This is a genomic window from Rhizobium sp. 01N48 (assembly GCF_056399145.1).
Map to the genome: position 1 here is coordinate 24,612 of NZ_JBFTQT010000001.1, position 24,523 is coordinate 49,134.

23 protein-coding genes are annotated in these 24,523 nt (G+C 62.0%); 14 read left to right on the forward strand and 9 right to left on the reverse strand.

The window, feature by feature from the left end:
* Positions 1-20: 20 nt before the first annotated feature.
* Positions 21-1,235: an ROK family transcriptional regulator gene (locus AC1DOG_RS00130; protein WP_477926369.1), complete on the forward strand. Its 1,215-nt coding sequence runs from the start codon at positions 21-23 to the stop codon at positions 1,233-1,235.
* Here the strand turns inward: AC1DOG_RS00130 and AC1DOG_RS00135 are convergent.
* Together AC1DOG_RS00135 and iolG are read right to left on the reverse strand one after the other, a co-directional pair.
* Complete coding sequence (locus AC1DOG_RS00135) at positions 1,232-2,377, reverse strand: acyltransferase family protein (RefSeq protein ID WP_477926370.1); 1,146 nt, start codon at positions 2,375-2,377, stop codon at positions 1,232-1,234. The genes AC1DOG_RS00130 and AC1DOG_RS00135 overlap by 4 nt on opposite strands.
* 295 nt (positions 2,378-2,672) lie before the next feature.
* Entirely contained in the window at positions 2,673-3,665 is a 993-nt protein-coding gene (gene iolG / locus AC1DOG_RS00140) for an inositol 2-dehydrogenase (protein ID WP_477926371.1), read from the reverse strand.
* Positions 3,666-3,832: 167 nt separating this feature from the next.
* On the opposite strand from iolG, the gene AC1DOG_RS00145 reads away from it, so the two are divergent.
* Positions 3,833-4,099 (forward strand): hypothetical protein, encoded by a 267-nt coding sequence (locus AC1DOG_RS00145; RefSeq protein ID WP_477926372.1) that lies wholly within the window; start codon positions 3,833-3,835, stop codon positions 4,097-4,099.
* Here AC1DOG_RS00145 and AC1DOG_RS00150 read toward each other — a convergent pair whose 3' ends face one another.
* Both AC1DOG_RS00150 and AC1DOG_RS00155 read right to left on the reverse strand, forming a co-directional pair.
* Complete coding sequence (locus tag AC1DOG_RS00150; RefSeq protein WP_477926373.1) at positions 4,100-4,621, reverse strand: hypothetical protein; 522 nt, start codon at positions 4,619-4,621, stop codon at positions 4,100-4,102.
* Positions 4,622-4,695: 74 nt separating this feature from the next.
* Complete coding sequence (locus AC1DOG_RS00155; RefSeq protein ID WP_477926374.1) at positions 4,696-5,727, reverse strand: LysR family transcriptional regulator; 1,032 nt, start codon at positions 5,725-5,727, stop codon at positions 4,696-4,698.
* A 242-nt stretch (positions 5,728-5,969) separates the two neighbouring features.
* Here AC1DOG_RS00155 and chvE point away from each other — a divergent pair, with 242 nt between their 5' ends.
* From chvE to AC1DOG_RS00210, 11 genes are all read left to right on the forward strand, one after another.
* Complete coding sequence (gene chvE / locus AC1DOG_RS00160; RefSeq protein WP_018897233.1) at positions 5,970-7,034, forward strand: multiple monosaccharide ABC transporter substrate-binding protein; 1,065 nt, start codon at positions 5,970-5,972, stop codon at positions 7,032-7,034.
* A 100-nt stretch (positions 7,035-7,134) separates the two neighbouring features.
* Positions 7,135-8,673 (forward strand): multiple monosaccharide ABC transporter ATP-binding protein, encoded by a 1,539-nt coding sequence (gene mmsA / locus AC1DOG_RS00165; protein ID WP_047506352.1) that lies wholly within the window; start codon positions 7,135-7,137, stop codon positions 8,671-8,673.
* Positions 8,670-9,878 carry a multiple monosaccharide ABC transporter permease gene (gene mmsB / locus AC1DOG_RS00170; protein ID WP_113200161.1) on the forward strand — a complete coding sequence of 403 codons (1,209 nt, stop codon included), beginning with the start codon at positions 8,670-8,672 and terminating at the stop codon, positions 9,876-9,878. Before mmsA ends, mmsB begins: the two co-directional genes overlap by 4 nt.
* A 126-nt stretch (positions 9,879-10,004) precedes the next feature.
* Complete coding sequence (gene araD1 / locus AC1DOG_RS00175; protein ID WP_477926871.1) at positions 10,005-11,000, forward strand: AraD1 family protein; 996 nt, start codon at positions 10,005-10,007, stop codon at positions 10,998-11,000.
* A gap of 83 nt (positions 11,001-11,083) precedes the next feature.
* Entirely contained in the window at positions 11,084-12,517 is a 1,434-nt protein-coding gene (locus tag AC1DOG_RS00180) for an aldehyde dehydrogenase family protein (protein ID WP_047506350.1), read from the forward strand.
* A 63-nt stretch (positions 12,518-12,580) separates the two neighbouring features.
* Positions 12,581-14,320 carry an L-arabinonate dehydratase gene (gene araD / locus AC1DOG_RS00185; protein WP_018897238.1) on the forward strand — a complete coding sequence of 580 codons (1,740 nt, stop codon included), beginning with the start codon at positions 12,581-12,583 and terminating at the stop codon, positions 14,318-14,320.
* 168 nt (positions 14,321-14,488) lie between these two features.
* Positions 14,489-14,743: a hypothetical protein gene (locus tag AC1DOG_RS00190; RefSeq protein ID WP_477926375.1), complete on the forward strand. Its 255-nt coding sequence runs from the start codon at positions 14,489-14,491 to the stop codon at positions 14,741-14,743.
* A 59-nt stretch (positions 14,744-14,802) separates the two neighbouring features.
* Positions 14,803-15,315 (forward strand): VOC family protein, encoded by a 513-nt coding sequence (locus AC1DOG_RS00195; protein WP_477926376.1) that lies wholly within the window; start codon positions 14,803-14,805, stop codon positions 15,313-15,315.
* Between the two features lie 110 nt (positions 15,316-15,425).
* A complete protein-coding gene (locus tag AC1DOG_RS00200; RefSeq protein WP_296434711.1) occupies positions 15,426-15,644 on the forward strand; it encodes a hypothetical protein in 219 nt (72 codons plus the stop codon).
* 79 nt (positions 15,645-15,723) lie between these two features.
* Positions 15,724-16,599 (forward strand): transglutaminase family protein, encoded by an 876-nt coding sequence (locus AC1DOG_RS00205; protein WP_477926377.1) that lies wholly within the window; start codon positions 15,724-15,726, stop codon positions 16,597-16,599.
* A gap of 99 nt (positions 16,600-16,698) precedes the next feature.
* Positions 16,699-17,583, forward strand: coding sequence for a transglutaminase-like domain-containing protein (locus AC1DOG_RS00210; protein WP_477926378.1), 885 nt, complete (start codon positions 16,699-16,701; stop codon positions 17,581-17,583).
* Here AC1DOG_RS00210 and AC1DOG_RS00215 read toward each other — a convergent pair.
* The 3 genes from AC1DOG_RS00215 to AC1DOG_RS00225 are packed head-to-tail and all read right to left on the reverse strand — an operon-like array spanning position 17,537 to position 20,729.
* On the reverse strand, positions 17,537-18,361 hold the full coding sequence (locus AC1DOG_RS00215) for a transglutaminase family protein (RefSeq protein ID WP_477926379.1): 825 nt from the start codon (positions 18,359-18,361) through the stop codon (positions 17,537-17,539). The genes AC1DOG_RS00210 and AC1DOG_RS00215 overlap by 47 nt on opposite strands.
* Positions 18,362-18,373: 12 nt before the next feature.
* Positions 18,374-19,315, reverse strand: coding sequence for an alpha-E domain-containing protein (locus tag AC1DOG_RS00220; RefSeq protein WP_112943882.1), 942 nt, complete (start codon positions 19,313-19,315; stop codon positions 18,374-18,376).
* Positions 19,316-19,319: 4 nt separating this feature from the next.
* The gene (locus tag AC1DOG_RS00225) at positions 19,320-20,729 is read right to left on the reverse strand and encodes a circularly permuted type 2 ATP-grasp protein (RefSeq protein WP_113012089.1); all 1,410 of its coding nucleotides are present in this window, start codon (positions 20,727-20,729) and stop codon (positions 19,320-19,322) included.
* Between the two features lie 355 nt (positions 20,730-21,084).
* Here AC1DOG_RS00225 and AC1DOG_RS00230 point away from each other — a divergent pair, with 355 nt between their 5' ends.
* Positions 21,085-21,984, forward strand: a complete 900-nt coding sequence (locus AC1DOG_RS00230) for a DMT family transporter (RefSeq protein ID WP_477926380.1) — start codon at positions 21,085-21,087, stop codon at positions 21,982-21,984.
* Positions 21,985-22,057: 73 nt separating this feature from the next.
* On the opposite strand, the gene AC1DOG_RS00235 is transcribed toward AC1DOG_RS00230, so the two are convergent.
* On the reverse strand, positions 22,058-23,770 hold the full coding sequence (locus AC1DOG_RS00235) for a DEAD/DEAH box helicase (protein ID WP_477926381.1): 1,713 nt from the start codon (positions 23,768-23,770) through the stop codon (positions 22,058-22,060).
* Positions 23,771-24,125: 355 nt separating this feature from the next.
* On the reverse strand, positions 24,126-24,497 hold the full coding sequence (locus tag AC1DOG_RS00240; RefSeq protein WP_477926382.1) for a hypothetical protein: 372 nt from the start codon (positions 24,495-24,497) through the stop codon (positions 24,126-24,128).
* Between the last annotated feature and the right edge of the window lie 26 nt (positions 24,498-24,523).

A 24,523-nucleotide genomic window follows, 5' to 3' on the forward strand; every position in this document is an offset into this window, starting at 1 on the left:
GCGGGAATAGGGCGGCCTTCATGCTGACCAGATCGAGCACGGAACTGGTGCGCCAGCGCAACAGCGTGCTGGTGCTTGCCGCGCTGAGGCGCCACGGCGCGCTGTCCCATACCGAAATAGCTGATTTCACCGGACTTTCCTCGGCCACCATTTCGGCGATTACCGCCGATCTCGAAAAGGGCGAGGTGATCGAAAAGTCCGAGCAGCAGGCGGCGAGTGGCCGGGGGCGGCCGCGCGTGCAGTTTCGCCAGAGACGCGACAGCGGCTATCTGATCGTCGTCATCATTTCGTCGGATGGCGTGCAATATTCGCTGGTGGACTACGCCGGCACGCTGATCGACCGGTTCGGCGAGGACCGCTCGCATGATCCCGATGGCGCGGCTCGATTCGCTGATGCTGTCGGTGAGGGGCTGGAGCGGCTGCTCGAGCGCTCGCGGTTGTCTCGGGACAAGATCAAGCTGATCTCGATCAGCAGCAAGGGGCTTGTGAGTTCGGATGATGCCGTGCTGTTGTGGTCGCCGATCTTCGGCAGCGACCGGATCGATTTCGAGGCGGCGCTGAGGCCCGCATGGCAGGCTAAGATCATTCTCGACAACGAGACGTTGCTGGTTGCCGCAGCGCTTGGCGCGCGTGAGGATGCGGGCAATCCCGAGGGGCTGCGGTCGCTGGCGGCTTTGTCGCTGGGACACAGTATCGGGCTCGGGATCGTCCGCAATGCGGGGCCGGCGGAGCGGGAGATTTCGGCGCCCAATTTCGGGCACATGCTGCATGTGGCCAATGGCGGGCTTTGTCGGTGCGGAAGCAGGGGGTGCATCGAGGCCTATGCCGGGTTTTACGCCATCCTGCGCATGGCCTTCGAAGTGCCTGACGATACGATCCCGGCGAAGTTCGTGCCCGTCGGCGAGCTGGACAAGATCGCGGCGCGGGCGCGCCAGGGGCACCGGATGTCGGCGTTTGCCTTTCGGCAGGCGGGGCTGGCGCTCGGAAACGGGCTGTCGCGGCTGCTCAGCCTCACCGAGCGGATGCCGGTGGCGATCACCGGGCCCGGCACTCGTTACTACGATCTGCTGAGGCCGGGGATAGAGGAGGGGCTTGCTCAGTCGCACATGGTCAGGATGCAGGGCATGCCAGAGCTGCGCGTCGTGTTCGACGAGCCGCTGCTCGTGTTCGAGGGGCATCTCAACCGGGCGCTGTCGGTCATCGACGGGGATATCGTCCAGGGCGGGTTCGGTTAAGCGGCGGATGTCCTGCGTCGGGTGAGCGTCCTGCCGATCTTCTGTCCCTGCATCTCGATGAACCTGTGCCCGACGGCCGACAGCGCATAGACGATCGGGATGGTGATCGCGATGGAGAGCAGGAAGCGCTGGAAGTCGCTGATGTCGTGGCCATGCGCCTTGATCAAGTAAGCGATGACGGGCTGCATGACCAGTAGGTGGATCAGATAGGCGCCGAAGGAGAGTTCGCCGAGCTCGTGGCAGAACTTGTTGCCCATGAAATCGGAAATCCGGTTCAGCGGGTTTGCCAGTGGGCGGGGTAGATGGGCGTGGAAGATCAGCGCGAAGAAGGCCACGACAAGTCCGAGGCGAACGACTTCACGCATGACGGTCATGCCACCGCCGATCGGGATCGCCACGAAGGCCAGCGCCAGGAGGAAGTGGACGAGGGCGCGTGGGGTTGAGGCGTTGAGCGCGCCGGCAAGCAGCATGCCGGATGCGAAGACGTGCATCTTCAGCGGCAGGAAGGCCGGCATCGGGAAGTTTATGCCGACGAGGCGCAGCGCCATGGCGATCGCAACGCCGGCGATAACCACGCCGATACTCCCGCGCAGCCATCCGAGCCTGTGGATGAAGAGCATCAGGAAGGGCAGGGCGGCGTAGAACTGCATCTCAAGGCTGATGCTCCAATCTGGCAGCGGCGTGCGGAAGGCGTGCGCAGGCGAGAGGCCGAAGAGGAAGCTCACATGCAGCAGCACATTCTCAAGGCTACCGTCGAGATAGCGCTCGGGCTGCTGAGGGGTGACCTCGAGGAAATGATCGATCACCATGCGGCTGTCGAAGATGACGGGGCCAAGCGCGATGGCGATCGCCAGCATCACGTAATAAAGCGGGGCGATGCGGAAGAAGCGGCGGGTCCAGAAATTCGACCATGTCGAGATCTCCGACCACGGCTCCTTGTCCTGGCGCAACTGATAGTGAAACACCATCAGGAAGCCGGAGAGCATGATGAAGAGATCGACGCCGAGATCGGGATCGCCGATCAGTGGCAGATGCCATCCGGTGAGCAGCATTGCGTGTCCGATCAGCACCCATAAAGCGGCAATGCCACGCAAGCCATCGAGGCTGCCAATTCGCCCGGAAGAGCCCGAAATATCCGCCATCTATTGGTCACCCAGTTCGTCGGAGGTGGCATGAATGGCCGGAAAGCTGAAGGAATCCAATGGTGATTTAGATATCTAGCGCAATGTAACATGCGTCAGACGCGCGGAAAAATCGCTAATATACAAACGCAGGCAATGCACTTGCGAGCACCGCGCCAAAGTTCGTTTTGTGATCGGACCGGGCGATTGTTACATGCGGCGTTAGAGGGCAGGTGCTGCGCCAGCGGCAAAAACGAGAAATGGCCGGGTCGGGCCCCGGCCATCTCCTATGTAGCTTTCGGTCGGGAGAAAACCGTCAGCCGATCTTGATCAGCTTGCCTTCCTTGACGGACTGGACGGCCGCGTCGGCAAGCACGAGGGCGGCGAGGCCATCGGCGCCCGAGGGGGAAATCTTGGCGCCCTTTTCGATGGCGGCGATGAAGCTCGCGATTTCGTTGGCATAGGCTTCGGTGTAGCGGGTCATGAAGAAATCGTGCAGCGGCGGGCGGGTGTAGCCTTCGCCGTTGGCGACTTCGATCGATACGGCGCGCTGGTTTTCGGCCGAGACCATGCCCTTGGAGCCGTGCACTTCGATGCGCTGGTCGTAGCCATAGGTGGCGCGGCGGGAGTTGGAGATGATCGCCTGCTTGCCCGACTTGGTCTGCAGGATGACGGAAACGCTGTCGTAATCGCCGGCTTCGCCGATCGCCTTGTCGACGAGGACGGCGGCCGTTGCTGTGACGGCGACCGGCTCTTCGCCGAGCAGGAAGCGAGCCATGTCGAAATCGTGGATCGTCATGTCGCGGAAGATGCCGCCGGAGCGCTTGATATAGTCGACGGGAGGGGCGCCGGGATCGCGCGAGGTGATCGTCACCATCTCGACTTCGCCGATGCGGCCATCGTCGATGGCATGGCGTACGGCCATGAAGTGCGGGTCGAAGCGGCGGTTGAAGCCGACCATCAGCTTGCCCTTGGTCTCTTCCACGACCTTGATGCAGGCCTTGACGCGCTCGACGGAGAGGTCGACGGGCTTCTCGCAGAAGATCGCCTTGCCTGCGCGGGCAAAGCGCTCGATCAGGTCGGCATGGGTGTCGGTCGGCGTGCAGATGACGACGGCGTCGATATCGCCGGCGGCTTCGATCGCCTCGATGGTGCGGACTTCGCAGCCGTAAGCGGATGCAATGGCGTTGGCGGCCTCCGGAAAGGCGTCGGCGACGGCAACGAGCCTTGCATTGGCATCGCCGCTGACTGCCTTGGCGTGAACCTTGCCGATACGACCGGCGCCGAGAAGACCAAATCTGACTGTCATGACTTCCTCCCTAGAATTCGGCTTTCCCTCTCGCGGAATGGATGGGCCGAAATTATCTCCTTGTGGAATTTTCATTCCATTTTATCCGCGCGTCGTCAAGGCCGTGGGCCTTTCACATTTTAAGAAACCATCTTAAAGACACGTAACAGTTCATATGTGGGAATGAGATGCAGCTGATCGATCCAAACCATCCGGCCTACCGCGCGCTTTGGGTGCGCGTTCTCATCGTCGCGGTCTGCTTCGGCTGGACCGGGGTCGAGGCCTTGTGGGGCGATCCCTTCTGGGCGGTGCTGGCGGCCGGCGCCGGCGCTTATGCCGCCTACGTGCTGCTCTGGTCCTACAAGCCTGCAGACCCTACAGAGGAAAAAGCGGCTGTCGAGAACAAGACGGCCGAGCCTGCCGAAACGCAGGACGCTCCCAAGAACGACGCGTAGTCAGCGCCTGGCGCTTCTCGTCTTGCGGCGGATCGCTTCGTCGATCAGCTGATTGGCGATGGTCATGCGCTTGGTGGCGTTGTCGCGAAACAGTGGGTGGACGCGATCGGGATGATTGGCCTTCGCGAAGCCGCGTCGCTTGTCGCTGAGGCTTTGGATGGTGTCATTCGGCGAGATCGCCAGTTCGGCGGCGATTTCAGGCAGCGCCGTGCGGGCGAGGTGCTCCGGCATCACCGGTTCGGGCTCGATCTCGGGGAGTGGCTCGGCCACCGGCTCGGGTGATGGCTCAGCCGGGGGAGAAGCGTCGGTCGTCTCTCGCGGCGTTTCGAATTCCAGATTGTCGAAATAGGCCTGGCCGGGCCGCGCCGAGGGTGCGGATACGCCCTCCATCACGTCAAAGGCTAGGCCCGTCGTGAAGCCCGGCATGCGGTGCGAAACGGGAGCGGCCTCTTCACTAGCTTCGCCATCCTCTTCCTTCAGGCGATCGAGCACTGACTGGAACAGCGATTGTCCGAATAGCATGGAGCCTCCCTTGCGCGAATGCGCATAGAACGCGACCAAGATGGCGTGGGGCTTGTGAGGCCCCATCCAACCATTCAGGTCCCGCCCTTCCGGCTTTCGGCCAGAACCAGATCATAAAGCAGCCGCGCGCTCGGGGGCAGGGCGCGTTCCCTCGCGGTGATCAGGCTGTAGGGCCTGACGTTGATCTCGAAATCGATCGGCAGCACGCGGACATCGGAGGCGCGCGAGCGCTGCGCCGCCAGGAAGTGGGCGACGTCGATGGCGATCGGAGCGATCGCGTCGGTCTGGCAGATGATCGCGCAGGTGAGCAGCAGCGACGAGGTGTTGACGATATTCTCTGGCACGGCAACGCCGCGCGACAGGAACATGTCCTCGATCGTGCGCCTGAGCAATGTGCCGGGCGGCTGGAAGACCCAGTCATAGTCCGTGAGATCGACCATGGTGGCCACACCCTTCTGTAATAGAGGGTGGCCGCTGCGCACGATCAGGCAGGCGCGCTCGACGCCGATCTCCTGCACCTCGAAAAGCCGCGGGTTGAGATCATCCGGGATGCGGCTGATGACGAAGTCGTGGCGGGCGGCCAGAAGTTCGCGGGCGAGCACGTTGCTGGTCTCGACCTGGATGTTGACCTCGATGCCGGGAAGCGCCGTGCGGATCTGCTTGATGGCGGGGACGACGAGGCTCATGGCGGGGGCCGTCACCGCGCCGATGAAGACCGATCCGCCCTTACCGGATCTGAGCTCGGCGATCTCGCGGCTTGCCTCCCTGAGTTCCAACATGATCTTGCGCGCACGCCTTGCGAGTGCCTCGCCGAAGGTGGTGAGCACCACGCCACGGGCAACGCGCTCATAAAGCGGAGTCTTAACAATGGTCTCCATTTCCGACAGCATTCGCGACGCGGCGGGCTGTGAAATGTTAAGTGCTTCGGCAGCCGCCGAAATCTGGCCGCTATCTTCGATTGCGACGATCATGCGCAGGTGATTCAGCTTGAGTCCCGACCGCAGAAGGCCGTCATCCCCAAAAATCTCTGTCTGTATATCCACGTTCTCTAATGCCACATGCCCTGAATTGCTCGACATGGTTGCAGCCTCCCCACTGCTCTCCATCAAAAGTAATACTTTTTAACGATATACCAAATTTGTTATGCCTTTTGCCACTTATTCTATTTGACAGTTATAGGAATCCATACCAGTTTGCCGCCGTGTGCTGGTTGGCACTCAACACGTGTGAGAGCGTGGAGGAGACCTACTTCGTTTCTCGCTATTGAAGTATTATCCAATACGAAACCCGCCACAGTTCGGGGTGGGCGAGGAGTCGCCCGCGCATTTATTAACTTAGGGAGAGAGAGATGAAATCCATTATCTCATTGATGGCAGCTGCCGCGTTCGGCGTTGCTTCGTTCGTTATGCCGGCTGTTGCCGCTGACAAGGGTCTCGTCGGTATTGCCATGCCGACCAAGTCGTCCGCTCGCTGGATCGACGACGGCAACAATATCGTCAAGCAGCTCCAGGACGCCGGTTACACGACCGACCTGCAGTATGCAGACGACGACATTCCGAACCAGCTGTCTCAGATCGAGAACATGGTCACGAAGGGCGCGAAGGTTCTCGTCATCGCTTCGATCGACGGCACCACGCTGTCGGACGTGCTGCAGAAGGCTGCTGACGCCGGTATCAAGGTCATCGCTTACGACCGCCTGATCCGCGATTCGGCCAACGTCAGCTACTACGCAACCTTCGACAACTTCCAGGTCGGCGTTCTTCAGGCCGGCACGATCGTCGACAAGCTCGGCCTCAAGGATGGCAAGGGCCCGTTCAACATCGAGCTCTTCGGTGGTTCGCCTGACGACAACAACGCCTTCTTCTTCTACGATGGCGCAATGTCCGTCCTGCAGCCTTACATCGACTCGGGCAAGCTCGTCGTAAAGTCCGGCCAGACCGGCATGGACAAGGTCGGCACGCTGCGTTGGGACCCGGCAACGGCCCAGGCTCGCATGGACAACCTGCTGTCGGCTAACTACACCGACGCCAAGGTTGACGCCGTTCTGTCGCCTTACGATGGTCTGTCCATCGGCATCATCTCCTCGCTCAAGGGCGTAGGCTATGGTTCTGGCGATCAGCCGCTCCCGGTCGTTTCCGGCCAGGATTCGGAAGTTCCTTCCGTCAAGTCGATCATCGCAGGCGAGCAGTATTCCACGATCTTCAAGGATACGCGCGAACTGGCGAAGGTTACCGTTGCCATGGTTGATGCCGTCATGTCCGGCAAGGAGCCTGAAGTCAACGACACCAAGACCTACGACAACGGCGTAAAGGTCGTTCCGTCCTACCTGCTGAAGCCGGTTGCCGTCACCAAGGAGAACTACAAGACCGTTCTCGTCGACAGCGGCTACTACAAAGAAGACCAGCTGAAGTAATCTGACGAACGCCGGAATCCGCGCCTTCGCGCGCGGGTTCCGGTTTCCGATTTTTAAAACGCCAGGCCGATCTTACGGCCACGGCGCTGGAATTTTGATCATGGAAAATACACTCCTCGAAATGCGGAACATCACCAAGACGTTCCCGGGCGTAAAAGCGCTCGAGAATGTGAACCTCAAGGTTCGCCAGGGTGAGATACACGCAGTTGTGGGGGAAAACGGGGCCGGCAAGTCGACCCTGATGAAGGTTCTTTCCGGTGTCTATCCCTCGGGCACCTATGATGGAGAGATCTTCTACGACGGCGACGTCCGCAATTTCAAAGTCCTGAAGGACTCCGAAGAAATCGGCATCGTCATCATTCACCAGGAACTGGCGCTCGTACCGCTGCTCTCGATCGGGGAAAACATCTTCCTCGGCAACGAGAATGCGAAGAGCGGCGTCATCAGCTGGGAAACCACCTTCAACCGCACCAAGCAGCTGCTCGCCAAGGTGGGCCTGCGCGAATCTCCGAACACGCTCGTGACCGACATCGGTGTCGGCAAGCAGCAGCTCGTCGAAATCGCCAAGGCCCTGTCCAAGAGCGTCAAGCTGCTCATTCTCGATGAACCGACCGCGTCGCTCAACGAAAGCGATTCCGATGCGCTGCTGAACCTCCTGATGGAGTTCCGCAAGCAGGGCATCACGTCGATCATCATCTCGCACAAGCTCAACGAGATCCGCAAGGTCGCCGACCAGATCACCGTTCTGCGCGACGGCATGACCGTCAAGACGATGGACTGTCATAAGGAAGAGATCAGCGAGGACACCATCATCAGAAACATGGTGGGTCGCGATCTCGAAGACCGCTATCCGCCACGCTCGGTGCCGATCGGCGAAACCATCTTCGAAGTGAAGAACTGGAACGCGTTTCACCAGCAGCATCGCGACCGCCAGGTTCTGCACGACATCAACATCAACGTCCGCAAGGGCGAGGTGGTCGGCATCGCCGGCCTGATGGGTGCCGGCCGTACCGAGTTCGCGATGAGCGTGTTCGGCAAGGCCTATGGCCACAAGATCACCGGCGAAGTCTATGTCGACGGCAAGCAGGTGGACACCAGCACCGTTCGCAAGGCGATCGATGCCGGTCTTGCCTACGTGACCGAAGACCGCAAGCATCTCGGTCTCGTGCTCGCCGACAACATCATGCACAACACGTCGCTCGCCAATCTGGCGGGGATTTCGAAGAGCACCGTTATCGACGGCATCAAGGAAAGCAGGGTCGCGACCGACTATCGGTCGAAGCTGCGCATCCGTTCGTCGGGCATCTACCAGGAGACGGTCAACCTCTCGGGCGGGAACCAGCAGAAGGTGGTTCTGTCCAAGTGGCTGTTCTCCGATCCCGACGTGCTGATCCTCGACGAGCCGACCCGCGGTATCGACGTGGGTGCAAAATACGAAATTTATACTATCATCAACCAGCTTGCTGCCGATGGAAAAGGCGTTCTGATGATCTCGTCGGAAATGCCGGAACTGCTTGGCAACTGCGACCGCATCTATGTGATGAACGAAGGTCGCATCGTCGCTGAACTGCCGAAGGGCGAAGCGAGCCAAGAAACCATCATGCGCGCCATCATGCGCTCTGGGGAGAAGAAACAATGACTCCTGTCAACCCGACCAGCCACGAGGAAAGCAACGTCGTTTCCGTCGTCGATTACATCCGCGGCAACATTCGTGAATACGGCATGCTCATCGCGCTCGTCGCGATCATGGTGTTCTTCCAGTTCTACACCGGCGGCATCCTGTTCAAGCCGGTCAACCTGACCAACCTCGTTCTCCAGAACTCGTTCATCGTCATCATGGCGCTCGGCATGCTGCTGGTCATCGTGGCCGGGCATATTGACCTTTCGGTCGGCTCCATCGTCGCCTTCGTCGGCGCGCTGGCGGCGATCTTCACCGTCTCCTGGGGCATGAACTTCTGGCTCGCGGCCTTGCTTTGTCTCGCGATCGGCGGCGTCATTGGCGCGGCGCAGGGCTATTTCATCGCCTATCATCGCATTCCGTCGTTCATCGTGACGCTGGCCGGCATGCTGGTGTTCCGCGGCCTGACGCTGACGGTTCTCGGCGGCAAGAACATCGGCCCGTTCCCGAAGGAATTCCAGATCATCTCCACCGGCTTCCTGCCTGGCGACATGGTCGATATCTTCGGCGTACCGACGCAGATCACCTCGTTGGTGCTCAGCGTCATCCTGCCGGTCATCCTGTTCTACCTCGCATGGCGCCGCCGCAAGGTGAACGAAAGCCATGGCATCGACGTCGAGCCGATGGGCTTCTTCATCGCGCAGAACGTCATCATCTCGCTGGCGATCGTCGCGCTCGGCTACCTGCTGTCGACCTATCGCGGCCTGCCGAACGTTCTCATCGTCATGCTGGTGCTGATCGCGGTCTACAGCTTCGTGACCCGCAAGACGACGATCGGTCGTCGCATCTACGCGATGGGCGGCAATGAAAAGGCGACCAAGCTTTCCGGTATCAACACCGAGCGCCTGAGCTTCCTCACCTTCGTCAACATGGGCGTTCTTGCTGGTCTCGCCGGCATGATCATCGCGCTGCGCCTGAACTCGGCGACGCCGAAGGCCGGCGTCGGCTTCGAGCTCGACGTCATCGCGGCCTGCTTCATCGGCGGTGCTTCGGCATCCGGCGGCGTTGGCAAGATCACCGGTGCCGTCATCGGCGCGTTCATCATGGGCGTCATGAACAACGGCATGTCGATCGTCGGTCTCGGCATCGACTTCCAGCAGATGGTCAAGGGTCTCGTGCTGCTCGCAGCCGTCTTCTTCGACGTCTACAACAAGAACAAGGGCTAAGCGCTTCGGCGCTGCCCACCTATTCGCAGTGACTTGAATTCGCAGTGACGTGAACTTGTAATCCGGCTCCCTCGGGAGCCGGAATGGCGGAGCACATTCCGCGCAATGGAAAAAAGGATGAAGACCGTGCTTATTTCGCAGATCAAGGGTTCGAACGGAGAGATCGTCGTCGCCGTGCGCGAGCCGGGCGGTACCGCGAAAGCCGTCAACAATGCCGGCAGCGTCTATGCGCTCGCCATGGAAGCCGCAAACGGTGGCAAGTCGCTCGCATCGGTTATCGAGGCGCATGGCCTGGGTGACACCGTCGATCTGGAAAAGGCTTATGCCGAAGGCCGCTTCCTGCCGCCGATGACGCATCCTGACGCAGCGCACCTGCATCTGACGGGCACGGGCCTGACGCATCTCGGCTCGGCCGCGACGCGCGACAGCATGCACAAGAAGACCTCCGAGGCCGCGGAAGAAACGCTCACGGACTCGATGAAGATGTTCAAGATGGGCCTCGAGAACGGCAAGCCTAAGGCTGGCGAAAAGGGCGTTCAGCCCGAGTGGTTCTACAAGGGCAACGGCTATGGTGCGGCTGCTCCGGGTGCCGCGCTCGTCTCCCCATCCTTCGCGCTCGACGGCGGCGAAGAGCCGGAGATGGCAGGCATCTACGTCATCGCTGAGGACGGTACGCCGTTCCGCATCGGTTTCGCGCTCTCAAACGAGTTTTCCGACCACGTCACCGAGCGCCAGAACTATCTCTACCTCGCGCACTCCAAGCTGCGTCCGGCAAGCTTCGGCCCAGAGATCCGCATCGGCGCGGCGCCTGAGGATATCCGCGGCACTTCGCGCATCAAGCGCGGCGACAAGGTAATCTTCGAGAAGCCCTTCCTGTCGGGCGAGGCGAACATGTCGCACACCTTCGCCAACCTCGAATACCACCACTTCAAGTATGGCCTGTTCCGCGTCCCCGGCGACGTTCACGTCCACATGTTCGGTACGGCGACGCTGTCGTTTGCCGAAGGCATCAAGACGGAAGAGGGCGACGTGTTCGAGATCGAGGTTGCAGACTTCGGTCTGCCGCTGCGCAATCCGCTGAAGATCGACGCCGAAGAAGAGATCGTCGTCAAGCAGCTCTGATTTCTCAGCTCTGGTTTCTAGGGCCCGGCGCATTGGCTGTCGGGCCAGTCTTTCATAAGCGGTAAAGGAGGCTTGCAGGGCCCATGACCATTTATCAGAACCTGATCGCCGGCGAATGGATCGGCTCGGACGCCACCAAGAACATCAACCCGTCGGATACGAACGAAGTCGTCGGCCTCTATGCCGATGGTTCGGCCGAAGACACCAAGAACGCGATTGCCGCCGCCAAGGCCGCATTCCCGGCCTGGTCGCGCTCCGGCATCTGGGAACGCCACGTCATCCTGAAGAAGGCCGGCGACGAGATCATGGCGCGCAAGGACGAGCTCGGCGCGCTGCTTGCCCGCGAAGAGGGCAAGACGCTTCCGGAAGCGATCGGCGAGACCATCCGCGCCAGCCAGATCTTCGAATTCTTTGCAGGCGAAGTGCTGCGCCTTGCCGGCGAGACCATTCCGTCGGTCCGCCCGAACATCGGCGTAGAGATCACCCGTGACCCGCTCGGCGTCATCGGCATCATCACGCCCTGGAACTTCCCGATCGCCATTCCGGCCTGGAAGATCGCGCCGGCGCTCTGCTACGGCAACACCATCGTGTTCAAGCCGGCCGAGCTGGTTCCGGCCTGCTCCTGGGCGATCGTCGATATTCTCCACCGCGCGGGCCTGCCGAAGGGCGTGCTCAACCTCGTCATGGGCAAGGGCTCGGTCGTCGGCCAGGCCATGCTCGACAGCCCCGATGTCGCTGGCATCACCTTCACCGGCTCCACCGGCACCGGAAAACGCGTCGCCGCCGCTTCGCTCGAGCATAACCGCAAGTTCCAGCTGGAAATGGGCGGCAAGAACCCGATGGTCGTTCTCGACGACGCCGACCTCAATGTCGCCGTCGAAGCCGCCGCCAATTCCGGCTTCTTCTCGACCGGCCAGCGCTGCACGGCCTCCTCGCGCCTGATCGTCACCGAAGGCATCCACGACAAGTTCGTGGCAGCGCTTACGGCCAAGCTCGAAACGCTTATCGTCGACAACGCGATGAAATCAGGCACGCATATCGGCCCCGTGGTCGACGAGAAGCAGCTGAAGACCGACACCGACTATATCGAGATCGGCAAAAAGGAAGGCGCCAAGCTCGCCTTCGGCGGCGAGCTCCTGAAGCGCGACACGCCCGGCTTCTATCTGCAGCCGACGCTGTTTACCGAGGCCACGAACCAGATGCGCATCTCCCGCGAGGAGATCTTCGGACCCGTCGTCTCGGTCATTCGCGTCAAGGATTACGAAGAGGCACTGGCCACCGCCAACGACACGCCGTTCGGCCTATCGTCAGGCATCGCGACGACCAGCCTCAAGCATGCGACGCACTTCAAGCGCAACGCCGAAGCCGGAATGGTGATGGTCAACCTCCCGACAGCCGGTGTCGACTTCCACGTTCCGTTCGGCGGCCGCAAGGGCTCTTCCTATGGCCCGCGCGAGCAGGGCAAGTACGCCGCCGAATTCTACACATCCGTCAAGACCAGCTACACGCTGGCCTGACGTCAAAATAGCGATACGGGCCGTCGCGAGGACGGCTCGGCATCCCTCAAAAGGCAGAAGACAATGTTTAAAAAAGCGGAATGGCCGCGCAAGCTTCGATCGCAGGAATGGTACGGCGGCACCAGCCGTGACGTCATCTATCACCGCGGCTGGATGAAGAACCAGGGTTACCCGCACGACCTGTTCGACGGCCGCCCTGTCATCGGCATTCTCAACACATGGTCGGACATGACGCCGTGCAACGGCCATCTGCGCGAACTGGCGGAGAAGGTGAAGGCCGGTATCTGGGAGGCTGGCGGCTTCCCGATGGAAGTTCCCGTCTTCTCGGCATCCGAAAACACCTTCCGCCCGACCGCGATGATGTACCGCAACCTCGCGGCGCTCTCGATCGAGGAAACCATTCGCGGCCAGCCGATGGACGGCTGCGTGCTGATGGTCGGCTGCGACAAGACCACGCCGTCGCTGCTGATGGCGGCCGCCTCCGTCGACCTGCCGTCGATCGTCGTAACCGGCGGTCCGATGCTGAACGGCTACTTCCGCGGCGAGCGCGTCGGCTCCGGCACGCACCTCTGGAAGTTCTCGGAAATGGTGAAGGCCGGCGAGATGACGCAGGCCGAGTTCCTCGAAGCCGAGGCTTCGATGAGCCGTTCGTCGGGCACCTGCAACACCATGGGCACCGCGTCCACGATGGCGTCGATGGCCGAAGCGCTCGGCATGGCGCTCTCCGGCAATGCCGCGATCCCGGGCGTCGACTCGCGCCGCAAGGTGATGGCGCAGCTGACCGGCCGCCGCATCGTGCAGATGGTCAAGGACGACCTGAAACCATCAGACATCATGACCAAGCAGGCCTTCGAAAACGCCATTCGCACCAATGCGGCGATCGGCGGTTCGACCAATGCCGTCATCCATCTGCTGGCCATGGCCGGCCGCGTCGGCATCGACTTGACGCTCGACGACTGGGACCGTTGCGGCCGCGACGTGCCGACCATCGTCAACCTGATGCCATCGGGCAAGTACCTCATGGAAGAGTTCTTCTATGCTGGCGGCCTGCCTGTCGTCATCAAGCGCCTCGGCGAAGCTGGCCTCCTGCACAAGGATGCGCTGACCGTTTCGGGCGAAACCATGTGGGAAGAGGTCAAGGACGTCGTCAACTGGAACGAAGACGTCATCCTGCCGGCCGAGAAGGCACTCACGCAGTCCGGCGGCATCGTCGTTCTGCGCGGCAACATGGCGCCGAAGGGCGCCGTTCTGAAGCCATCGGCTGCTTCGCCGCATCTGCTGACGCATCGCGGCCGCGCTGTGGTGTTCGAGGATATCGACGACTACAAGGCCAAGATCAACGACGACAATCTCGACATCGACGAGACCTGCGTCATGGTCATGAAGAACTGTGGTCCGAAGGGCTACCCAGGCATGGCCGAAGTCGGCAACATGGGTCTGCCTCCCAAGGTGCTGAAGAAGGGCATCACCGACATGGTGCGCATCTCGGATGCCCGCATGTCCGGCACCGCCTATGGCACCGTCGTTCTGCACACCTCGCCGGAAGCCGCCGTCGGCGGTCCGCTCGCCGTCATCAAGAACGGCGACATGATCGAGCTCGACGTGCCGAACCGTCGTCTGCATGTCGATATCTCCGATGAAGAGATGGCGCGCCGCCTGGCTGAGTGGAAGCCGCAGCACGAGCTGCCGACCTCGGGTTATGCGTTCTTGCACCAGCAGCACGTCGAAGGTGCCGACACCGGTGCCGACCTCGACTTCCTCAAGGGATGTCGCGGCAGCGCGGTTGGCAAGGACAGCCACTAATCGGTCGTTTCGATCGGGTGAATTGACGAGGAGGCGGGGCGAAAGCTCCGCCTTTTCCGTATCCGGGAAGCGCACGCCCCGCGCGCGGGAAGCAGGGAAGTTATAGTTAAAGATTTAATAAAATCGTGTTAGCTTGACCTCGCACTGCAAATGACGACGAGGCCAGACATGCGCAAGCCCGCGCCGAAGACCACCCATCACGACGCCGACGGGACCGAGACGGAAGACAATCGCCAGCTGGTGAACCGTCTGCTCGAGAACGCGCAGCGTGAGGTGAGGGCGGAGGCGCCTGTTGCTGTCGAAGAGGCTCGCGAGACGCGCCATTCGGTGCTCGAAATCGCCGTCCTCGTCTGCTTCATCCCGTTCTACTGGCTCTATTCGCTGGCGACCCGCCGCACGGCTGAAAAATACGAGAGCCTCTGAGCCTTCACGATCCGCTCCCAAGCGACCATTGTGCTGGTCAACTGATATCGCTGCCTTATGTGTCCTCACATAGGCAACGAACGCGGGAGGAGCGCGCAAGGGCTAAGAACACGATCTGCGTATGGTACGACAAGGACGCGGAGGAGGCAGCGCGCTTCTACGCGAAGACGTTTCCTGACAGCTCCGTCGGGAAGATCACGCGCGCACCGGGGGATTATCCCTCGGGCAAGGAGGGGCAGGTGCTCGTCGTCGAGTTCACCGTCGCTGGCGTTGCCTGCATCGGCCTCAATGGCGGCCCCACGTTCAAGCACAACGAGGCCTTCTCGTTCCAGATCTCCACCGAGGATCAGGAAGAGACCGACCGCTACTGGAACGCAATCGTCGGCAATGGCGGCGAGGAGAGCGCCTGCGGTTGGTGCAAGGACAAGTGGGGCGTATCATGGCAGATCACGCCGCGCGTGCTGACGGAGGCGATGAACGCCGGCGGCGCCGAGGCCAAGCGCGCCTTCGATGCGATGATGGACATGGGCAAGATCGACGTCGCGGCGATCGAGGCGGCCCGTAGGGGCTGAGCGATCTCGGCCATATTTCGTGTCCAGACCGCCTGTCGCCCGGAACGAAACGGGCGTCCTGCCGTTATCGCCGCAGGAGAGCGTCAATGCCAGGAGTGCGGAAATTGATTGTGCTGAGCGCGTTCAACATCGATGACAGCGGCGCTCTTGTTCATGCGTTCGAACCGCGACGGATGAAGGGCGAGGATACGGCCGTCTATGTCGCCGAAACGATGGTCAACGACTACGCCGGCGTGGTTGTCTGGTGCCGTGAGGCCAATGTCGCTGTGGGCGAGCAGGGGCCGTCGATCATTCTCTTCCAGTCGGGGCAGGTGCCAGAATTCGATTAAAAGCGTTCGACTAGAAGCGTTAGATTAGCAGAGTTCGAGTAGCAGGGCGTCCGCCCGGACCGTGGCGGGCGAGGGCAGCATGACCGTATATTCCGTCAGGCACATCACCCAATACAGCTACAAGCGCCCGGTCACCTTCGGCCAGCATCGGGTGCTGTTTCGCCCGCGTGACAGCTTTGATCAGCGGCTGCTCGATGCGACGATGGTGGTCGAGCCGACGCCCGCGCGGGTGCGCTGGATCCACGACGTGTTCGGCAATTGCATTGCGCTGGTCGATATAGAGGGCGCGTCAGATCATCTCCGCTTCGAGACCAACATCCGGCTGGATCATACGCCCGAGGTTCCCGTCGAGTTCGAGATGGACAGCGAGGCTTTGACCTATCCCTTCTCCTATGAAGAGGACGAGCTTCCCGATCTCAGCTGCACTATCGCCCGCTCTTATGACGATCCCGAGGGGGCGGTGGCGCACTGGGCGAGGCAGTTCACCGGCGCAGGCACTTCGGTGCAGACCGGGCATATCCTGATGACGCTCTGCTTTTCGATCCGCCAGAGCTTCGTCTATGCGCGGCGCGTCGAGCGGGGCACGCAGACGCCTGTGGAAACGCTGCAGCGGCGACAGGGGACGTGCCGGGATTTCGCGCTTTTGATGATGGAAGCGGCGCGGTCTCTGGGTTTCGCCGCGCGTTTCGTCACCGGCTACATCTATGTGCCTGATCGCGACGGCTCGCGCACGCTCGGCGGCGGGTCGACGCATGCCTGGTGCCAGGTCTATCTGCCGGGCGCGGGCTGGGTGGAGTTCGATCCGACCAACGGCATCGTCGGCAATCAGGACCTCATCCGCGTCGGCGTCGCCCGCGACCCACACCAGGCGATCCCGCTCTGGGGGAGCTATGACGGTACCAGCGACGACTTCGGCGACATGCTCGTGCAGGTCAACGTGACCACCGAAACATGATGCCGTGAACCGGCGGTCCAGCGTGGAACCGATCGGTGCCGGTGACGTTCCCTGAAAGCGCGCCAATGCCGCCGCGCCGCTTTTCGAGAAGGAACGATCATGAAGATCCATGCCGGTTTCACGATAGGGTATGAATGCGTGCAACCGACGCCGATGCTTCTAACGCTCAACATCCATCCCTCGAGACGGGTCGATCTTTTGACTGAGCAGGTGCTGGAGTTCGACCAGCCGATCGAAGCCTGGGGCTACATCGACGATTTCGGCAATGCCTGCACCCGTATCGTCGCGCCGGCGGGGATCACCACCATCTCGACCAGCTTCGACATTTACGACAGCGGCCAGCCTGATGTGATACCCCTTGAAGCCGTGCAGCACGAGATCAAGGACCTGCCCGACGACGTGCTCGTCTTCCTGCTCGGCAGCCGCTACTGCGACACGGATCGGCTCGCCGATTTCGCCTGGGAGACCTTCTCGGCCACCGCGCCCGGATGGACCCGCGTGCAGGCGATCACCGATTTCGTGCACGGCCATATCCGCTTCGACTACATGAACGCCGATCTGCTGCGCACCGCGCATGGCGGCTACACGGACAGGACCGGCGTGTGCCGGGATTTCGCGCATCTGGCGATCACGCTTTGCCGCTGCATGAACATTCCGGCGCGCTACTGCACCGGCTATCTCGGTGACATCGGGGTGCCGAAGGATCCAGCGCCGATGGATTTCAGCGCCTGGTTCGAGGTCTATCTCGGCGGCCACTGGCACACGGTGGATGCCCGCCACAACACGCCGCGCATCGGCCGCATCCTGATGGCGACCGGCCGCGATGCCACCGACGTCGCGATCTCCACGGCGTTCGGCCCGGCGCGGCTGGCGCAGTTTAATGTCGTTACCGATGAGATCGCCGCGGGCGATACCCTGCTGGCGATGCCATTGATTTCTAGCTCTGCGACTGACTCTGAGATTGCCCCTGGTCCGCGACCTTGACGATCACCTGCAGCTTTTCGCCCGGCGTGCCGATGCGCATGCCTGATACGGGTGCTGCGTCCTTGTAGGAGAGGCCGCTGGCGATGCGCACATAGCGCTCGTCCGGGCAAATCTTGTTGGCGGGATCGAAGCCGACCCAGCCGAGACCGGGAATATGCGCTTCGGCCCAGGCATGGGTTGCCGCCTGCTCGATCTTTTCTTCCATCATCAGATAGCCGGAGACATAGCGCGCGGGAACGCCGAGCGCATGGGCGGCTGCGACGAAGATATGGGCGTGGTCCTGGCAGACGCCGGTCTTCTTCTCCAGCGCCTGTTCGGCCGTGGTTTCGACGTCGCTGGTGCCGGGCTGGTAGTTCACCGTCTCGTGGATCGCGCCCATCAGCGCATGCATGCGGCCAAGCTCGTTGTCGCCGCTGACGCCCTTGATAAGCTCCTTCACCAGCTTGCCGGGCTTGGTGCGCGGCGTGTCGCGCAGGAACAGCCAAAGCGGGCAGAAGCCGGTGTGCGGGCCGGTGACGCCGTTCATGTCCCGGGTCTCGACCTCTCCTTCGGCAACGATGCGCGTCACCTGCTGCTCGCCTTCCAGCGAGACGAGGTTGACGTGGTTGCCGAACTGGTCGTCATACTCGACCTCCGGCTTGGCGCCCTCGACGTGCAGCGACCAGCTCAGCACCTGCTGTCCCGGGCCGGATGGCGGGGTCAGCCGGAGGCGCTGCAGCGAGAAGGCGGAGGGTTCGTCGTAGCGGTATTCGGTGACGTGGCTAATCTTCAGTTTCATGTCGCGACCCGCCTATGCGTAGAACCGGTAACCGTCGGAAATTTCCTGTCCGAGCTGGTTGTTGCGTGAGACGAAGTCCTCGAGGAATTCGTGCAGGCCCTGATCCATGATGTCCTTGATCGCCTGCTTCTTCAGCGATTGGCGGATGGCGTCGGCGGTGTCGTGCGCCTTCAGCCGCTCGCCGTAATCGGTGGCGAGGTGGCCGAGTTCGCTGGTGATCTTCTCGTAGCAATAGGCGAGCGAACGCGGCATCTGGCCGTTGAGGATCAGGAAGTCGGCGATGTTGGTGGCGCGATATTCGCCGTCATAGGCCCAGCTATAGGAGCGGTGGGCGGAGACGGAGCGCAGGATCGATTCCCACTGGACGTTGTCGATCGAGGTGCCGACGGCGGAGACGGCCGGAAGCAGCACGTAATACTTCACGTCGAGGATGCGGCTGGTGTTGTCGGCGCGCTCGATGAAGGTGCCGATGCGGGCGAAGTTGTAGAGCTCGTTGCGCAGCATCGAGCCGTGCAGCGCGCCGCGGATCAGGCCGGCGCGGTGCTTGATGACGTCGATCGCCTGCGGCAGATCGGCCGGCTTCAGCCGCTTGGACAGCAGCTCCTTGAGCTCGATCCAGAACTCGTTGGTCGCTTCCCAGGTCTCGCGGGTCAGCGCCGTGCGCACCATGCGGGCGTTGTTGCGGCCGAAATCCACGCAGGACATGACGCTCGACAGGTTGGTGCGGTCGCGCAGCAGGTAGTCGATGGCATCAGGGCCGGTCAGCTTCGAATGGCCCTCGTCATAGGCTTCGCGGACGCCGGCGCTCTGCAGCACGCCGTCCCAGTTGTCGTCGCTGCCGCTGCTTCTGGTCAGCGACATGCGGATGCCGGCATCGATGAGGCGCGCGATATTCTCAGCGCGCTCGAAGTAACGGAACATCCAGTAGAGGCCGTTTGCGGTTCTTCCGAGCATCAGATCAATCCTCCAATACCCAGGTGTCTTTGGTGCCGCCGCCCTGGCTGGAATTGACCACCAGCGAGCCCTGCTTCAGCGCCACGCGGGTGAGCCCGCCGGGAATGATCTGCACCTTGTCGGAGACCAGCACGTAGGGGCGCAGATCGACGTGGCGGGGCGCGATGCCCTTGTTGACGAGGATCGGGACGGTGGATAGCGCCAGCGTCGGCTGGGCGATGTAGTTGTTCGGCTTGGCGCGCAGCTTTTCGGCGAAATCGGCGCGTTCCTTTTTGGATGCCGTCGGGCCGACCAGCATGCCGTAGCCGCCGGAGCCGTGCACTTCCTTGACCACGAGCTCTTCCAGGTGCTCCAGCACGTATTTCAGGCTGGAGGCCTCCGAACAGCGCCAGGTCGGCACGTTTTCCAGAAGCGCCTTGCGGCCGGTGTAGAACTCGACGATCTCGGGCATGTAGGAATAGATCGCCTTGTCGTCGCATATGCCGGTGCCCGGCGCGTTGGCGATGGTGATGTTGCCGGAGCGGTAGACATCCATGATCCCGGGGATGCCGAGGGCGGAATCCGGGCGGAAGGTCAGGGGATCGAGGAAGTCGTCGTCGACGCGGCGATAGAGCACGTCGATTGCCTCGTAGCCGCGCGTGGTGCGCATCTTCACCTTGCCGTCGATCACGCGAAGGTCCGACCCCTCGACCAGCTCGACGCCCATCGTGTCGGCCAGGAACGAGTGCTCATAATAGGCGGAGTTGTAGATGCCAGGCGTCAGCACGGCGACGCGCGGCTTGCCCTTGCAGCCGGGAGGGGCGAGCGAGGCGAGCGACTGGCGCAGGAGATAGGGGTAATCCTCGACCGGGCGCACCTTGTTCTCGTGGAACAGCTCCGGGAACATGTGCATCATCGTCTCGCGGTTTTCCAGCATGTAGCTGACCCCCGAGGGCGTGCGGGCATTGTCTTCCAGAACGTAGAACTGGTCCTCGCCGGTGCGCACGATATCGGTGCCGACGATGTGGGTGTAGACGCCGCCGGGCGGGCGAAAGCCGATCATCTCGGGCAGGAAGGCATCGTTCTTTTCGATCAGTTCGCGCGGAATGCGGCCGGCGCGGATGATCTCCTGCTTGTGGTAGATGTCGTCGAGAAAGGCGTTGAGCGCAATGACGCGCTGCTCGATGCCCTGGGCCAGCTTGCGCCATTCGCGGCCGGAGATGACGCGGGGGATGATGTCGAAGGGGATGAGCTTTTCGGAACTGTCGGCGTGGCCATAGACCGCGAAGGTGATGCCGGTCTTGCGGAAGATGTTTTCCGCATCGCGGGATTTGGCGATCAGATGAGCGCGATCCTGATTATTGTACCACTCAAAGTATTTTTCATATGGCTGTCGAGGGCTTTCGTCCCCGGTGATCATTTCATCAAATGCCAAAGGTGTGGCTCCCCTTTTTTCTTCATTTGAGTACAACGGAGAAAGCAATGCAAGAACCATGCTCAGTTCAAACGGAAGATTCATAAAATCATAGCTATCGGCGAAAATAGCCGAAAAACTGAGCATTTCCGGGAAGGTAGCGCCGGGGCGACAAAGAGCAATTGTATCTCGTCGCTTAAAACATGAGCATGTGATTATTTTCCACGCGCGACGCGATTCATTTTCGGGCGATCGAGATGCTGGAGCGATTTTCCGACGGCTTCAACGAAACTTACAATAAGCATCAACGCTTCGCCTTTGACTGCCGGCACCCGCAGCGGCTATCTCGCCCCATTTCCGTTTTCCAAGGCCGCCCATGTCGCTTGATCGCCTCGCACCCGCCATCTTCGTTCTCCTGTGGTCCACCGGCTGGGTGGTGGCGAAATATGCGGCCATCCATTCCGAGCCCTTCACCTTTCTCGCCATTCGCTTCGCGCTGTCGGCGCTGGCCTTCCTGGCGCTCTGTCTCGTGCTCAGGGTGCAATGGCCCGGTAGGGCAGTCATGTGGAAAGCGATCTATTCAGGGCTCTTCCTTCACCTTTTCTATCTCGGCGGCCTGTGGTGGGCGATCGCCAATGGGGTGCCGGCCGGCATCTCCGGCATCATCGCGGCGCTGCAGCCGCTTCTGACGGCGATGGCCGCGCCGCTTCTGATCGGCGAAAGGCTGCAACCGGCGCAGAAGGCCGGGCTCGCGCTCGGCTTCGTGGGGATCGCAATCGCCATCTCGCCGAAGCTTTTCGACCCCGCCAACGCCAATCTCGCCCATGCCCTCGTGCCGCTTGCGATCAACCTGTTGGCGATGGCATCGGTCACCTATGGAACGCTCTACCAGAAGAAGCACCTGCAAACAGGCAATCTGCCTGCCATCGCGACGCTGCAATATGTCGGCGCGCTCATCGTCAGCGTGCCGCTGATGCTCAGCTTCGAGCGCATGCATTTTGACGGCTCGGCAACGGCGGTCGCGGCCCTCGTCTGGTCGGTCTTCGGCCTGTCGATGGGCGGCGTCGGGCTGCTGCTCTATCTGATCCGGCGCGGGCAGGTGTCGCGCGCGGCATCGCTGATTTATTTGATGCCGCCGACCGTGGCGCTGGAGGCCTTCATCGCCTTCGGCGAACCGCTGACCCTGCCGCTCATTATCGGCACCATCGTGGTCGTTACCGGCGTCTATCTGACCAACCGGCAGGCGGTCGCGCCRCTGCGGAAGCAGGCGCAGTAGAGCTCAGCGAGCAGGCCCAATAAAAAAACGGCGGGATCTCTCCCGCCGTTCGTTATTCAATCGCGTCTAAAGCTTACGCGCGTTCGCGACGCTGGCCGCCATTGCCGCCGCGCGAGGGGCCGCCGCGGCGGTTGCCGCCGTTGCCTTCGCGGCGTTCGCCGCCACCGTTACCGGCATTCTGCTGTGCGCCACGGTCTTCACCATGCTTGCGGGCCGGACGGCCCTGGCCGTTGCGGGGGGCATTGCGGGCGCCGCCGCCGGGCTGGTGACGGTTTGCGTCGCCATGGGCGTGGTTGCCGTGCTGCGGGCGCTGCTGCTTGCGGGCCTGGCCTGCGCCACGGAAATCCGAGGTCGAGGCGAGATCGTTGTCAGGGCCTGCCGTGACCGGCGCGACTTCGCCGCGACGCTGGCCACGGAAATCCTCGTTGCGCTGCGTCTGGCGTTCCGGACGGGGACGACGCTCGCGGCGTTCCTCGTTGGCGCGGACTTCCTCGCCAGCTTCCGGGCGCGGACGGCGCTCGGGGCGACCGGCGCGGGCGTTGCCACGGCCTTCGCCACCCCTGCCTTCACTACCACGACCTTCACCGCCACGACCCTGGCCCTGGCCACGGTGGCCATTGCCGCTGCCGCGCTTCGGCGCCGCGTTCATGTTGGCCGGGGCTTCGCCAGAGGCAACCGCGATCGAGATGTTCATCAGGCGCTCGATATCGCGCAGCAGACGGGTCTCGTCCGGTGCGCAGAAGGCGATCGCAATACCATCGCGGCCGGCGCGGGCCGTACGGCCGATGCGGTGGACGTAGGCGTCGGGCACTTCAGGCAGATCGTAGTTGTAGACGTGGCTGACAGCCGGGATGTCGATGCCGCGAGCGGCGACGTCGGTCGCGATCAGCGTCTTGATGTCGCCGTCCTTGAAGGCCTTCAGCGCGCGCTCGCGCTGACCCTGGCTCTTGTTGCCGTGGATCGAGGCGACGGAGTAGCCGACATGCTCGAGATGCTTCATCAGCTTCTCGGCGCCGTGCTTGGTGCGCAGGAAGACGATGGCGCGGCCATCGGGGTTTTCGGAGAGCGACTTCTTCAGAAGGTCGGTCTTGTCGTTCTTGCCGTTGACGAAGTGGACATACTGCTCGACCTTGTCGGCAGCCTTGCCCGGAGGCGTCACTTCGACCTTGACCGGATCGGTCAGGAAGTCGGCGGCGAGATCGGCGATCGCCTTCGGCATGGTGGCGGAGAAGAGCATCGTCTGGCGACGCTTCGGCACCATCTTGGAGATCTTACGGAGATCATGAACGAAGCCGAGGTCGAGCATCTGGTCGGCTTCGTCGAGCACGAGGTAGCGCACGGCGGTGAGGCCGATGGCGCGACGGGCGACGAGATCGAGCAGGCGGCCGGGGGTGGCTACCAGGATGTCGGTGCCCTTTTCAAGCTGCAGCTGCTGCTTGTTGATCGACACGCCGCCGACGACGACGTTGATGCGCAGATGCGACTTGCGCAGGAAGTTCTTCAGGTTCTGGGCGATCTGGTTCACCAGTTCGCGGGTCGGCGCCAGGATCAGCGTACGGGTGGTGCGGTTGTCGGGGCGGCGTTCTTCCGGGATCAGCTTTTCGATCAGCGGCAGGCCGAATGCGGCCGTCTTGCCGGTGCCGGTCTGTGCAAGGCCGATCAGGTCGCGGCCTTCGAGAAGAAGCGGGATCGCCTTTTCCTGGATGGGGGTCGGCGTTTCGATACCGAGCTGGAACAGTGTGGCGACGATCGGCTTGGAGACACCAAGCGATTCAAAATTGGTCAAGTCATAACCTTTTCAGGGGCGCCAAAACAATACCGCCGGAACGCGGGTTTGCGGTCCGGTGTTACTCTGGCGTCAAGAACCCCGCGTGAAGTGGGAACTTGTCTTGTTGGAAAAAGCTTTCCAGCGCTTCTGCCGCGTCCCTTGGGATGCGGTCCATTCGAAATGCGCTTTTGTCCTTCTTCCTGCATCCTATTTGCTGGCAGGGGCACGCTCACGCGGCGGCCGGAAGGTGAAAGCTGGCCTGCATTTGGTCTAGTTCGGCCGGAAAGTCAAGGGGAGGGGCGCAAAAGGCCGAGCAGGGCCACGGCGCGGACGAGGTGTCACGCGCGCCGTTGTCGGGCGATCGGCTGAAATGTCAGTACGGGCAGACGCGAACGCGGTAGGCCTCACCCCATCCGTTGCGCCGCCATTCGAGATGGCAGGTGCGACAGGGCTGGACATAATGCGTGCGGTAGACCGGATAGGCGCGGTAGGGCCGGTATGCCCTATAGGGATATCCGTAGCGATAGCCATAGGCATAAGGATAGCCGTAGCCGTCGGGATAGCCATATGTGTAGGGGTAGGGGCGCAGCGCCTGCGACAGCAGCACGCCACCGACAAACCCGGCCGCGGCGCCGCCCCAGGCGTAATGTTCATGCGCCATCGTCGGCGAGGCTGATGTCAGCGTCGCCACTGTCAGCGTGAGCAGGATAGAGCCGGTTGCCATGCTTTTATGAAGTACGGACATGTTCGCCTCCTGTAGCGGAAGAGTTG

What these genes read in the sequence shown, in the direction of transcription:
- mmsB (WP_113200161.1), top strand. Translation starts at nt 8,670, where the DNA reads ATGACTCCTGTCAACCCGACCAGCCACGAGGAAAGCAACGTCGTTTCC.
- AC1DOG_RS00130 (WP_477926369.1), top strand. Translation starts at nt 21, where the DNA reads ATGCTGACCAGATCGAGCACGGAACTGGTGCGCCAGCGCAACAGCGTG.
- AC1DOG_RS00215 (WP_477926379.1), bottom strand. Translation starts at nt 18,361, where the DNA reads ATGAAACTGAAGATTAGCCACGTCACCGAATACCGCTACGACGAACCC.
- AC1DOG_RS00205 (WP_477926377.1), top strand. Translation starts at nt 15,724, where the DNA reads ATGACCGTATATTCCGTCAGGCACATCACCCAATACAGCTACAAGCGC.
- AC1DOG_RS00180 (WP_047506350.1), top strand. Translation starts at nt 11,084, where the DNA reads ATGACCATTTATCAGAACCTGATCGCCGGCGAATGGATCGGCTCGGAC.
- AC1DOG_RS00155 (WP_477926374.1), bottom strand. Translation starts at nt 5,727, where the DNA reads ATGGAGAGCAGTGGGGAGGCTGCAACCATGTCGAGCAATTCAGGGCAT.
- AC1DOG_RS00240 (WP_477926382.1), bottom strand. Translation starts at nt 24,497, where the DNA reads ATGTCCGTACTTCATAAAAGCATGGCAACCGGCTCTATCCTGCTCACG.
- AC1DOG_RS00145 (WP_477926372.1), top strand. Translation starts at nt 3,833, where the DNA reads ATGCAGCTGATCGATCCAAACCATCCGGCCTACCGCGCGCTTTGGGTG.
- araD (WP_018897238.1), top strand. Translation starts at nt 12,581, where the DNA reads ATGTTTAAAAAAGCGGAATGGCCGCGCAAGCTTCGATCGCAGGAATGG.
- chvE (WP_018897233.1), top strand. Translation starts at nt 5,970, where the DNA reads ATGAAATCCATTATCTCATTGATGGCAGCTGCCGCGTTCGGCGTTGCT.
- AC1DOG_RS00210 (WP_477926378.1), top strand. Translation starts at nt 16,699, where the DNA reads ATGAAGATCCATGCCGGTTTCACGATAGGGTATGAATGCGTGCAACCG.
- AC1DOG_RS00220 (WP_112943882.1), bottom strand. Translation starts at nt 19,315, where the DNA reads ATGCTCGGAAGAACCGCAAACGGCCTCTACTGGATGTTCCGTTACTTC.
- mmsA (WP_047506352.1), top strand. Translation starts at nt 7,135, where the DNA reads ATGGAAAATACACTCCTCGAAATGCGGAACATCACCAAGACGTTCCCG.
- AC1DOG_RS00135 (WP_477926370.1), bottom strand. Translation starts at nt 2,377, where the DNA reads ATGGCGGATATTTCGGGCTCTTCCGGGCGAATTGGCAGCCTCGATGGC.
- AC1DOG_RS00190 (WP_477926375.1), top strand. Translation starts at nt 14,489, where the DNA reads ATGCGCAAGCCCGCGCCGAAGACCACCCATCACGACGCCGACGGGACC.
- AC1DOG_RS00150 (WP_477926373.1), bottom strand. Translation starts at nt 4,621, where the DNA reads ATGCTATTCGGACAATCGCTGTTCCAGTCAGTGCTCGATCGCCTGAAG.
- iolG (WP_477926371.1), bottom strand. Translation starts at nt 3,665, where the DNA reads ATGACAGTCAGATTTGGTCTTCTCGGCGCCGGTCGTATCGGCAAGGTT.